Here is an 11,718-nt window from a genome sequence, read left to right as displayed (position 1 = left end):
GTGATGCCGTACCCCGAGATCCGGCCCCGCCGGCTGCGCCGCAACGCGGCCATCCGGCGACTGGTCTCCGAGACCCGCGTCGACCCGGCCGAGCTGGTCGTGCCGATGTTCGTCAGGGAGGGGTTGACGGAACCGCGGGCGATCGCGTCGCTCCCGGGGGTGCTCCAGCACTCCCGGGACTCGCTCCGCAAGGCCGCGGCCGAGGCGGTCCAGGCGGGCGTCGGCGGCATCATGCTCTTCGGCGTGCCGGAGCGGCGGGACCCGACGGGTTCCGGTGGGATCGACCCGAACGGCATCCTCAACGTCGCGATCCGCGACGTCGTCGCCGAGGTGGGCGACGCCACGGTGGTGATGAGCGACCTCTGCCTGGACGAGTTCACCTCGCACGGCCACTGCGGCCTGCTCACCCCCGACGGTGGCGTCGACAACGACGCCACGCTGGAGGCGTACGCCGAGATGGCGGTCGCCCAGGCCGCCGCCGGGGTCGGTGTGGTCGGGCCGTCCGGCATGATGGACGGCCAGATCGCCGTGGTACGCCGAGCGCTCGACGCCGCGGGCCACCAGGACGTCGCCGTGCTGGCGTACGCCGCCAAGTACGCCTCGGCCTTCTACGGCCCGTTCCGGGACGCGGTGGAGTCGGCCCTGGAGGGCGACCGCCGCACCTACCAGCAGGACCCCGCCAACCTGCGGGAGTCGCTGCGCGAGGTCGAGCTGGACGTCGCCGAGGGCGCCGACATGGTGATGGTCAAGCCGGCCCTGCCGTACCTCGACGTGGTGTCGGCGGTCCGTGCGGCGGTGGACGTCCCGGTCGCCGCCTACCAGGTCTCCGGCGAGTACGCGATGGTCGAGGCGGCTGCCGCCAACGGCTGGATCGACCGGGAGCGGGTGATGCTGGAGACGCTCACCTCGATCCGCCGGGCCGGCGCGCAGATCATCCTCACCTACTGGGCGGTCGAGGCCGCCGGACTCCTCCGCCAGCGCTACTGACCCAACCCGCCCCAGCGCGACCCGCCCCAGCGCGGCGCGGCTTGGCCCAGTGCGGCGCGACCCGGCGCGGGCTGGTCCTGCCCGGCGCGGCCCGTTCGGGCGCGCCCTGATCCGGTCCGACCCCTTCGGTCTCCGACCCGGTCGGGGCAGCGGAGCGGGCCGGCTTCGAGTAGACGCCTGCTCCGCATGCCAGCATTCCTGACAGTAACGCTGAGTACTCGACCTGCGCCCCGGATCCCACCGCCCTCCGGACGCTTTGCTCTGCATCCCCATATGCGCCAGTAACCCGGAGTGCCTGTTGCATATGGGGATGCAGAGCAAGGGGCGTGCAGAGGTTCGTCGCTCCTGAGGAGGGCCCACACGGAAGTCGCTGGTCATGGCGTTGTGGCCGTCAGCGATGGTGATCGAGGGTCGTTCAGGGCCGGATTCTCCATCACTTAGCGTAGGCAGCTGCGGAACCACCGCTCCTGTTACAGCGCGTTACTGCCTAGCCGGGTGCGCCCAGGGGCGTGGGGGAAGGACCGGTCGTCGGTTTTCCACAGGTGGCTGAGTTATCCACAGGCGCAGCGGGCGGGATTGCGGGAGAGGCATCGCAGCCGGGAGCGTGACGGGATGACCGAGCTTCCCGCCCAACCGGAAACTGACCGGGATCCCGACCGACCGGCTGGTTCCGACCAGTTGTCCGCTGCCGTCGGGCCGTCGGGTGCCGTCGGGTCGTCGGGCGGCGCTGGGCCGTCGGGTGCCGTCGGGTCGTCGGGCGGCGATCAGGCGGTGGGTACCGATCAGGGGGCGGGATCGCGCGAGCCGCCCGTGCTGCTGACCGAGCCGTTCGACACCCCGTGGCCGGCTGCGGGCATCGTCCGGGCGGTCCGGCGGCATGCCAGCCTCAGCCAGCGGGAGCTGGCCCGGTGGGCCGGGGTGAACCATTCCACCGTCGGGCGGATCGAGGCCGGCCGGATGGTGCCGAGCATCCTGCTTCTGCGCCGCATCATCGGGGTCGCCGGGTTCCGGCTGGCCGTCGTCGACGAGTTCGGGCGGGTGCTGAAGCCGATGCGGGACTGGCAGGACACCCGCGACGGGGCGGGGCGTCGCTACCCCTCGCACCTGGACACCATTCTCGACCCCGAGCCGGGCGAGTGGTGGGCGGACATCTACGGGCTGGCCCGCCCGCCGGAGACGTTCTACCGCGACCGCCGGGTCCGCGACGCCATGCGGCGGCGCAGCCAGTGGGAGGTGCGGGTGGCGAAGTACCGCAGCGTGCCCCCGCCGCCGCGGGTGCCTCCACCACCGCGCGTGCCCCCGCCGTCGCGGCTGCCCGGCCCGGGCTTCCCGTGGTGAGCGGACGGCCCGCCGGCCAGGACGTTCCTGGGCGGCGGGCCGTCGGGTGGGCTCCGGTGTGACGTCAGTCGTCGTCGGTGATGGTGCCCACGGCGAGCGGATCGGCCAGCCGCAGGCCGGGCACCCCGGCCACGACCAGGTTCACCTTCTCGTCGGCCTCCCGCTTCCGGTCGCCGCGTACGGTCACCGGGAAGGCCAGCGACGTCTGCCCGGCGGCCAGGACCTTGCAGCCGACGTACGGGTCGTAGTCGGCGCCGGCCTGGGCCGTGGTGCCGTAGGTGGCGGCGCAGAGCAGCACCGGCTGGGACAGCGGGCGCGACACCGTGACCGTGTAGGTCAGCGGCCGGGTGCCCCGGTCGCCCTCGACCACCGACGCGTCGCCGACGCTCAGCGACGCGCGGGAGCGGAAGCGGGCCACCTGCGGGTCGTGGTCGCTGGAACCCCGGCTGCCGTCGGCCGCGTGGTCGGCCGGCCAGTCGGCGTTGACGTGCGCGGCCCGCATCTGCACCAGGTCCCGGTGCAGCGCGCCGTTCACGAACAGGTGGTCCAGCGTCTGCGCCTGCCCCTCGAAGCTGTACGAGTAGGCGGACGACGGCGCGTCGGCGAGCAGGTCGTCCCACAGGTTGCGCATGCCCGCCTCGTACAGCGGCCCGAGCTGGTCCGACGGGGTGGGATCCGCCGCCGTCGCGATGGGGTCGTCGGGGCGGGGGAAGACGTTCAGATCCCCGCCGTAGACCACCCGCGCGTGCGGGTCCGACGCCTCGATCGCGGTGACGATCGCGGCCCCGTACGCGGCCTGCTCCCGGCGCTGCCCGACCCGGCTGTCCGGCCCGGACGAGTAGTGGTTGCTCGCGGCCCAGAGCGTGTACCGCTCGGCGGAGCCGGGCGCGGCGGCGACCGTGAACTTGCCGAGCTGCGGCGCGCGGGTGAAGACGTTGTTCCCGTCCTTGCCGGTGGACGTGTCCACGTCGTCCGGAAGCACCGCGTTGAGCGCCTTCGGGTTCTGCACGTCCGCGTTGCCCGGCAGCGCCGCCCCCCGGTACTGAACGGTCGGCGCCGAGCCCAGCAGCGGGTCGCCGGCGGTGGGCGCCGCCAGCGACACCCGGTCGGTGCGGAACAGGAACGCCGCGGTGATGCCCCGGGCGTCCGCGCCGGTGCGGTCATACGCGGCCTGGTAGGCCGGGCCACCGGCGGCCGTGATGGCCAGCGCCAGGTCCTGGAGGCTGTCCGGCGCGCCGTCGGCGTTGTCCGTGCTGCCGCAGACCAGCTCGGTGCCGGAGACCGAGCAGATGTCCTGGTCCTCGGCCTCCTGCACCAGGATCAGGTCCGGGGAGTGCAGGTCGGTGGTGATCTGGTCGGCCAGCGCGACGAGCTGCTCGCGGTACTCCTGCTCGCTGCCCGGGACGTAGTCGAACGGCGGACGCACCCCGGTGCAGCCGGCGTTGCCGGCGAAGTCGCAGCCGTCGAACGGGTCGTCACGGTAGTCGTACAGGTTCTCGACGTTGTAGGTCGCGACCGCGACCTCCTCCGACCGGTTGGCCGGCTTCGGCGGGTTGTTCGTCGACGGGTCGGCCCCGCCCGTGAACGCCGCCGCCTCGACCTGCACGCCGTACTTCTCGAACGAGTAGTACAGCCCGCCGACCGCGTCGACGGTCAGCGTGTCGAAGGTGCGCGCGGGCGGGAGCAGCGTGGCGCTGTCGCCCGTGGTGCCCTTCACGCCCATGCTGCCGAGCAGGACGCGCTGCCCGTTGCCGTCGTCGAAGCGGCGGCCCGGGTCGTTGTCGAGCGGGTGCGCGTCCCGGAACACCCGGCGGGCGTACGGGTCGGCGCGGTCGAGCAGCGGGTCGTCCCGGTCGATCACGAAGATTTCGGCGTCGGCGGTGGAGGCGAAGACGTTGCGCCCGCTCACCGCGCCGCTGCCGGCCCGTACGCGCAGCCGGGCGCCCTCGTGCCGCTCGAAGAAGCGCTGCGCCGCCGCCACCTCGACCGGCGGCACCGCGTCGGTCACCTGGACCTCGGCGTTCACGTCCACGCCGGAGGCGACCCGGCGCACCAGCGACGCGCCGGAGAGCTGGGTGAAGTTGAAGTACTCGGAGACCCGGGCGCGCAGCACCACCTCGTCGCCGACCGTCGGCACGTAGCCGCCGATCAAAGAGGTGAACGAGCCCATGAAGACGAAGATGCCGTCCGAGCTGGTCGGGTCGCCGTCGGTGGCGTCCCTACGGCTCTGCAGGAAGAACCCGTGCTGGTCGCGGCCCGACGAGTCGCGCGCGAGGGTCCGCTGGGTGATCACGCCGCGTACGTCGTACAGCGTGCTGCTGGTCCCGTTGCCGGAGACCGGCGCGAGCGGCGACCGGTCGGCGGGGCCGGACTCTGCGTCGGTGGTCGGGCCCTGCACCTCGCCGACGGTCAGCTCCCGGGTCACCTGCACGGCCAGGGTGCAGGTGGCGGTGCCACCGTCCGCGTCGGTGGCGGTCAGCACCACGGTGTACGCCCCGGCGGCCAGGTCGGCGCTCGTGGCGACCGTGGCGCGGGCGGTGCCGCCGACCGCGTCGGCCGGGGTGACCGCCGAGCGGCTGACGGAGCCGGCGGCCGGGGTCGGGTCGACGGAGGTGACCGCCAGGTCGACGATGCGGTCGTCCGGGTCGGTGGCGGTGACCTCCCGGGTGGCCGCCGTGCCGACCGAGGTCACCAGCGCCGGGCCGCAGGTCAGCGTGGCGGGCGCGTCGACCGGTCCGCCGCCGTCGACGACGTGCGCGCCGAGGCCGTCGAACGTGTCCACGGGGAAGCCGGCCCACTGCGCGGCCGGGTCGAACGCGTCGGAGGGGTCGGTGTCGCCCGAGGTCACGGCGGCCGACCGGCGCAGTGTGTTGTCGGCGGTGCTGGTGACGCCGGTGCCCCACTCGGTGCCCGGGTCGACGCCGACCTGGCCGATCGAGTCGAGCACGGTGCCGCCCCGACGCAGCACGATCGCGTCGTCGCCGTTGAACAGGCTGGCACTGGTGGTCTGGTCGGCCCGGTCCAGGATGCCCGGCGCGGCCGAGGCGGCGGCGAGGACGAAGGCGTCGCCGGCCGCGACGGTGCCGGTGAGGGCCAGGTTCGTCGGCGTGGTGGAGCCGTTGAAGTGCAACTGGAGCTGGTAGCCGCCGGCGGCCAGGTCGACGGCGGCGCCGGTGCCGTTGAACAGCTCGATCGCCTTGTTGTTCGACGAGCCTTCGACGTACTCGGAGATGAAGAGGTCGGTGGGCGCGGCGCTGGCCGCGGTGGGTGCGACGCCGACAGCCGCGACGGTCACGGCGGCGGTGGCGGTCGCGAGCGCGGCAAGAGTGCGGCGCGGGCGCATGAGGCCTCCACGATGGGTGGGCGGGGAACTAACGCACGTTAAGGGTCGGTGCTGACCGCCGTCCATCCCCCACCGGACAGTTTCGTGAACGTTCCGGTCAGCGTCCGGCGTCGAGGCGGTGCACCAGCTCGGCCACGTCGATGCTGTATTCGCACCACTCGCGGTCCGGGCGGTAGCCCAACTCGGCGTTGACCTTGAGCATGGCCTCGTTGGCCTGCGCGTTCCACGTCTGCACCTCGGTCAGCTCCGCCTCCGCCGAGCGCAGCTCCATCAGCATCCGCGCCTTGATCGCCCGGTCGATGCCGTAGCCCCGGTGGTCCTGCACGACGATGGTGTCGTACTGGTCGGCGCGGGTGGGATGCTGGACCGGCACGACCACCTCGGTCAGCCCCGCGACCTCACCGGTCTGCTCGTGCAGAGCGAGCACGATGTAGGGCTTCATGCCCCGCCGGTGCAGGCAGTCCAGGCTGTCGCGCAGCCGCTGCGGGTCGTAGGAGCTGGGGCGCAGCTCGCCGTCCTCGACGTCGCGCACCTCCGCCTTGGCCCGCGCGTACGTCTCGATCAGCTCGTCCGGCGGGCCGCCGGGGTGGAACTCCAGGTGGTAGCCCGCGCCGATGCCGGTGGCCATCTCGGACAGCTCGGCCCAGTCCACCCCGGACAGGTCCAGCACGCTGCGGGTCTCGACGTACTCCTTCGAGAAGCCGAGCGACTCGTAGAAGGCGACGGCCGGCGTGTCGCCGACCACCTCGACCCCGATCGACTGGAAACCCTCCTGGTAGACCCGCCTGGCGGCGGTCAGGACGAGGTCCCGCCCGAGGCCCGTGCGCCGCTCCGCCGGGTGCACCAGCACCTCCAGCACCCCGATGTCACCGAGCAGCAGCACGTGCACGTGGCCCAGGATCGCCCCCGGGCTGCCGTCGGCCGCCGGCTCCGCCTGGGCGACCCAGGAGATCCGCCGCTCACCGGGCATCACCTCGGCGAGGTATTCCCGCATGGAACTCTCCCGCCACGGCGGGTCCTGCGGCAGATCGGCCGCCAGGACCGCGTTCAGCGTGTCCAGCAGCGACGCGATCTCGACGGACGACGCGGTCCTGGGGTCCCACTCGCGCACCATCACCCGTCTAGCTTGCCGCTAACCGCTGCCCGGGGGAAGTGTCCAGTTCTCCAATGTATGCAGACGATCACTTCACGTGCGGCTCGCCTGTCCGTACCGGTTGGCGGTGTCGTAGACATCCTGGGCGTACCGGCGGACGTCGTTGTAGGACAGGATCGCGTTCCACCAGTCGGCGGGGATGGTCAGGTTCCGGCCGCCCTTGCAGAGGTAGTTGCCGGCGGCGAGGGCGGCGTCGTCCAGGTCGTGCGGGTCCTTGACGCCGTCGTTGTCGGCGTCGGCGCCGATCTCCTGCCAGGTCGTCGGGATGAACTGCATCGGCCCGACCGCCCGGTCGAGGATCGGGTCCTTGTCCATCACGCCGCGGTCCGTGTCGGGGATCCGCATCCGGCCGCCCTGCCCGTCGAGCGGCAGACCGATGATCTCAGGTAGCGCCTTGCCGTCCTGGCGGAGCGTCGCGTTGTTGGCCTGGCCGTGCCCCGACTCGACGAACCCGATGGCCGCCAGGGTGGTCCAGCTCAGCCCGCAGCTGCGGTTGGTCTGGGCGAGCACCACCTCGGCGTAGCCGTACGCCTGCACGGCCACCGGCGAGATGCCGACCTTCGGCCCGACCTGGGCGGCCCAGCCGGCCAGCGCGTCCGACGGCCGGCCGGTGACCCCGCCGGGGAGCGGACCGGGCGGCACCGTCCCGCCGGGCAGCACCGTGCCGCCGGGCAGTGGCGTCTGACCGGGCAGCACCGTGCCGCCGGGCAGTGGGGTCCCGCCGGGCAGCGGCGCCTGCGGAACGGTGGTCGGCGCGGTGGAGGTGGCGTCGACCGCGACCGGACGGGGTCCCCGGGCCGTCGCGGGCACCAGCAGCGCACCCGCCGCAGCCGTCGCCGCGACCAGGGCGAGCAGGAACACCCCGGGCAGGGTGAGTCGCCCACTGGGCCGCCGTGACCAGTCCCGGGTCGCGCGGGCGGCGCCCATCGCGACGCGGTGCGGTGGCCGGCGTACGGCGTGCGCGAACTGCACCCGGCGGCGCCGGGGCCCGGTGGCCGGTTTCGTGGCGGGCACGTCGACCTTCGTCTTCGCGAGGTCGCCCGCGCCCGTGGCCGACGCGGCGCCGGCGTCGTCACCGGTCTTCGCCCCGGGCCCGGTCGTGGAGGCCCCGGCCGCGCCGCCGGCCTTCGTGTCAGGGCCGGCTGCGGTTCCGTCGTCCGGCTTCGCGGCCGTGGCGGCGCTGTCGCCCGGCTTCCCGGTCGTGCTGGCGCTGTCGTCCGGCTTGCCGGTCGTGGCCGGCTTCGCGTCGGCGGCCGGCCCGTCGCCCGACTTCGCCTCTTCCGCCGACTGCGCCTCTTCCGCCGGCCTCGCCTCTTCCGCCGCCTTCGCTTCGGCGGTGGGCTCGGTGACCGGCCTGGTGCCGGTGGCCGGCTTCGCCTCGTCGACCGGCTTCGCCTTCTCGGCGGTGGCCTCGGTCGCCGGCTTGGCCTCGGTGGCCGGCTTCGTCTCGGCGGTGGCCGCGGTCGCCGGCTTGGCCTCGGTGGCCGGCTTCGTGTCGCCGGCGGCGGTGGATCTCAGCCAGGGGCGGCGGGGACGCGGCAACCGCGTCGCGGGTTCGGGCGCGGCGCCGGAACCGGCGAGCGGCCCGTCGATCGGTGCCGCCGGCCGCAGGGGCCGAAGGGTCGTCCTGTCCTCGCCGTCCACCACAAGTTGAGTATCACCCATGTCCCCCCGTACGTCAGGACCGGTCGTACCCTGGTGCCATGCCCCGGTACGAGTTCCGTTGCCGCGCCTGCGGCGACACCTACGAGGTCAACCGCCCGATGTCGCAGGCCGCTGAGCCGGCGTCCTGCCCGCAGGGGCACACCGACACGGTCAAGCTCCTCTCCACCGTCGCGGTCACCGGCCGGGGCGGCGGCGCGGCCGGTGGCGCGCCGGCGCCGGCCGGTGGGGGTTGTTGCGGCGGTGGCTGCGGCTGCTGACCTGCGGGCCCGCAGTCGGCTCCGGCCGACCGTTCTCACGATGCGTGATGGTCCGGTATCAGGCAGCATGAGTCCGACGTCACGGGCGGAGGTTCCACCATGTCGCCACGGATCCACCTTCCGAGCGGGTTGGTGACCTTCGTCTTCACCGACATCGAGGGCTCCACCCGGCTGGCCCAGCTGCTCGGCCCGGACTACCGCCCGGTGCTGCGGGAGCACCGCCGCCTGCTGCGCCGCACGATCGCCGCGACCGAGGGCGCGGAGCTGCTGACCGAGGGGGACTCGTTCTTCCTCGCCTTCCCCGACGCGACGGCCGCGCTGACCGCCTGCCTGACCGCGCAGCGGGCGCTGGCCAGCCACGAGTGGCCCACCGCCGAGGCCATGCCCCGGGTCCGGATGGGGCTGCACACCGGCTGGGCGGAGCCGCGCGACGGCGAGTACGTCAGCCCGGAGGTGCACCGCGCGGCCCGGATCGCCGCGGCCGCCCACGGCGGCCAGGTGCTCTGTTCGGCGTCGACGGCGCGGCACGCGGAGCCGCTGCCGCCCGACGTGTCCCTGCACGACCTGGGCCTGCACCGGCTGCGCGGCTTCGACGACCGGGAGCGGCTCTTCCAACTGGTCGCGCCCGGCCTGGAGCGGCAGTTCCCGCGGCCCCGCACCGCCGACGCGTCCGCGCACAACCTGCCGACCCCGGTCACCTCGTTCGTCGGCCGGCACGCCGAGCGGACCGAGCTGAAGCAGCTGGTGGAGGCGCACCGGCTGGTCACCGTCCTCGGCGCGGGGGGTGCGGGCAAGACGCGGTTGGCCGTGGAGCTCGCCGTCGACCTGGTGGAGTCCCATCCGGACGGTGTCTGGTTCGTCGACATCGCCGCGGTCACCGACCCGGGTCTGGTGGCGTTCGAGGTCGCCGCCGTGCTCGGTCTGCGTCCCGAGCCGGGCCGCCCGATGGTCGACACGCTCGTGGAGTACGCGGCCGCGCGCCGGATGCTCGTCCTGCTGGACACCTGCGACGCCCAGCCGGCCGCCTCGGCCGACGTGATCTCCCGGCTGCTCGCCGGCGGGGTGGGCGTCCGGGTGCTCGCCACCAGCCGGGAGTCGTTCGGCCTGCCGGGCGAGGTGGTCTGGCGGATCCCGTCGCTGTCGGTCGACCCGCCGGTGGACAGGGCGGAGAGCGACGCGGTCGCGCTGCTGCTGGACCGGACGGCGGCGGCCCGGGGCGGCCGGCCGCCGGATCCGGGCGAGTCGGCCGACCTGCGGCGGGTGGTGCGTCGGTTGGACGGGCTGCCGCTCGCCATTGAGCTGGCCGCCGCCCGGCTGCGGGTGCTCTCCGTCGGGCAGCTCGCCGAGCGCCTCGACGACGTGCTGGGCACCCTCGACGCGGGCCGGGAGGACCCTGACCCGCCGGTGGAGCCGGACCGGCCGGGCGGTCGGCCGGACACGGTGGACCTGGTGGCGGCGGCCGTGGGGATGGTGCCGCCCAGCCCGGCCGTCCGGGCGGTGCAGCGTTCCGCCACCGAGCGGCACCTGACGATGCAGGCCACTGTCACCTGGTCGTACCGCACGCTGGGGCCGCGCGCCGCCCGGTTGCTGCGCTGGCTGGCGGTCTTCGCCGGCCCGGTCGACCTGGCGACGGTGGAGTGGCTGCTCGGCGACGACCCGCTCGATCCGCTCTCGGTGCTGGTCGACAAGTCGATGGTGCTGGCGGAGCCGCATGCCTCGGGCAGCACCTACCGGATGCTCGACCCGATCCGGGCGTACGCGGCGCGGCGGCTGGCGGAGGCGGGGGAGGAGAGGTCGGCCCGCAACCGGCACGTGGCGTGGTCGACGCACGCGCTGGAGCGCGCCCACCTGGGCCCGGACGGGCGGCCGGTGACCCTGTCGCTCTACGTCCTCGACCCGCTCGCCGGCGAGCTGCGCGCCGCGCTGCGCTGGTGCGCCACCGGCGGCAGTGCCCGGGCCGGCCTGCGGCTGGCCGGGGGCCTCGACCAGTGGTGGCGGGAGCGGGGCCTGGCCCGGGAGGGGCGGCTCTGGCTGTTCCGGCTGTACGGGCGGATCGCCGAGACGGGGGAGCGGATCCCGGACGCCGAGCTGGCGGCGGCGTACCACATGCACTCGCTGCACGCCGGCGCGGACGGCGAGTTCGCCGAGGAGCTGCGCTACTCCCAGCGGGCGGAGGCGGCGGCCCGGCAGGCGGGCGACGCCGGCCTGCTCGCCCGGGTGCTCGCCGGGCGGGCGGCCCCGTTGGTCGACATGGGACAGTTCGCGGAGGCGGAGCGGATCTGCCGCGAGGTGATCGACTGGGCGTCTGGCCAGGAGGTGCTCGGCGACGCGCTCTTCGGGGTGTTCAGCCTGGCCGAGCTGCTCTGGCGGCGGGGCGCCCTGGACGAGGCGGCCGAGCTGCTGGGCGCGGCCCGCCCGGTGGAGGCGGCCCGCCCGGTGGAGCGGGGGCGGCGCTCGGTCGACATGCTGCTCGGGATGGTCGCCCTGGCGCGCGGGGACCTGGTCGCCGCGCACGAGCATCTCCAGGTGGCGCTGCGCTCGCGGATGAGCCACGGCTTCCACGGTCGGGCCTGCGACACGCTGAACGCGATGGCCGTGCGCTGCGCGGCAGGCGGTGACGGGCTGACGGCGGCCCGCCTGTTCGGCGCGGCGGGGGCGACCCGGGCGAGCATGCGCTGCGCCCCGGGCATCTACGGCGGGTACTGGGCGCAGCGGCAGGGGGAGCTGCGCCGGGAGCTGGGCGACGCGACCTTCGACGGCGCGTACGGCGAGGGGACCGAGCTGGGCTTGGAGGAGGCGGCGGCGTTGGCCCTCGCCGTCGAGCATCCGGACCTGGCGGTCGGCTCGGCGAGGTTCGGCGCCGGTCACGCCCGTGTGGCTCCCCGCCAGTCCGTCGCCCCGGACCGTCGCCGTCACCACACCGGCCACGCCTGACAGCGGGGTGGGACCCGCCGGTCGGGGTCCGCGTCATCGGG

General features: G+C 74.4%; 7 protein-coding genes. 4 read left to right on the top strand and 3 right to left on the bottom strand.

The genetic code is table 11. The annotated features are described in order from the left end of the window. Window positions 1-3 precede the first annotated feature (3 nt). Entirely contained in the window at window positions 4-987 is a 984-nt protein-coding gene (gene hemB, locus OG989_RS03640; protein WP_327029656.1) for a porphobilinogen synthase, read from the top strand. Between the two features lie 771 nt (window positions 988-1,758). Further along, the gene (locus OG989_RS03635) at window positions 1,759-2,325 is read left to right on the top strand and encodes a helix-turn-helix domain-containing protein (RefSeq protein WP_192581302.1); all 567 of its coding nucleotides are present in this window, start codon (window positions 1,759-1,761) and stop codon (window positions 2,323-2,325) included. Window positions 2,326-2,389: 64 nt separating this feature from the next. Here OG989_RS03635 and OG989_RS03630 read toward each other — a convergent pair whose 3' ends face one another. From OG989_RS03630 to OG989_RS03620, 3 genes are all read right to left on the bottom strand, one after another. Beyond that, a complete protein-coding gene (locus tag OG989_RS03630; protein WP_327029655.1) occupies window positions 2,390-5,668 on the bottom strand; it encodes a lamin tail domain-containing protein in 3,279 nt (1,092 codons plus the stop codon). A gap of 97 nt (window positions 5,669-5,765) precedes the next feature. Further along, on the bottom strand, window positions 5,766-6,782 hold the full coding sequence (locus OG989_RS03625) for a GNAT family N-acetyltransferase (RefSeq protein ID WP_151453410.1): 1,017 nt from the start codon (window positions 6,780-6,782) through the stop codon (window positions 5,766-5,768). Window positions 6,783-6,854: 72 nt separating this feature from the next. Further along, window positions 6,855-8,486 carry a lytic transglycosylase domain-containing protein gene (locus OG989_RS03620; RefSeq protein ID WP_327029654.1) on the bottom strand — a complete coding sequence of 544 codons (1,632 nt, stop codon included), beginning with the start codon at window positions 8,484-8,486 and terminating at the stop codon, window positions 6,855-6,857. A gap of 38 nt (window positions 8,487-8,524) precedes the next feature. Between OG989_RS03620 and OG989_RS03615 the strand changes: the two genes are divergently transcribed. Further along, window positions 8,525-8,743: an FmdB family zinc ribbon protein gene (locus OG989_RS03615; RefSeq protein WP_151453404.1), complete on the top strand. Its 219-nt coding sequence runs from the start codon at window positions 8,525-8,527 to the stop codon at window positions 8,741-8,743. Window positions 8,744-8,842: 99 nt separating this feature from the next. After that, complete coding sequence (locus OG989_RS03610; protein WP_151453405.1) at window positions 8,843-11,677, top strand: ATP-binding protein; 2,835 nt, start codon at window positions 8,843-8,845, stop codon at window positions 11,675-11,677. The last annotated feature ends 41 nt before the right edge of the window (window positions 11,678-11,718 follow it).

Source organism: Micromonospora sp. NBC_01740 (assembly GCF_035920365.1).
Lineage (GTDB): Bacteria > Actinomycetota > Actinomycetes > Mycobacteriales > Micromonosporaceae > Micromonospora > Micromonospora reichwaldensis.
The sequence above is the reverse complement of the archived record's forward strand: the minus strand, read 5'-3'. Positions and strand labels throughout refer to the sequence as shown.

Excerpts from the sequence above, each read along its gene's own strand:
- OG989_RS03610 (WP_151453405.1), top strand. The coding sequence starts at position 8,843 with ATGTCGCCACGGATCCACCTTCCGAGCGGGTTGGTGACCTTCGTCTTC.
- OG989_RS03615 (WP_151453404.1), top strand. The coding sequence starts at position 8,525 with ATGCCCCGGTACGAGTTCCGTTGCCGCGCCTGCGGCGACACCTACGAG.
- OG989_RS03620 (WP_327029654.1), bottom strand. The coding sequence starts at position 8,486 with ATGGGTGATACTCAACTTGTGGTGGACGGCGAGGACAGGACGACCCTT.
- OG989_RS03630 (WP_327029655.1), bottom strand. The coding sequence starts at position 5,668 with ATGCGCCCGCGCCGCACTCTTGCCGCGCTCGCGACCGCCACCGCCGCC.
- OG989_RS03625 (WP_151453410.1), bottom strand. The coding sequence starts at position 6,782 with ATGGTGCGCGAGTGGGACCCCAGGACCGCGTCGTCCGTCGAGATCGCG.
- hemB (WP_327029656.1), top strand. The coding sequence starts at position 4 with ATGCCGTACCCCGAGATCCGGCCCCGCCGGCTGCGCCGCAACGCGGCC.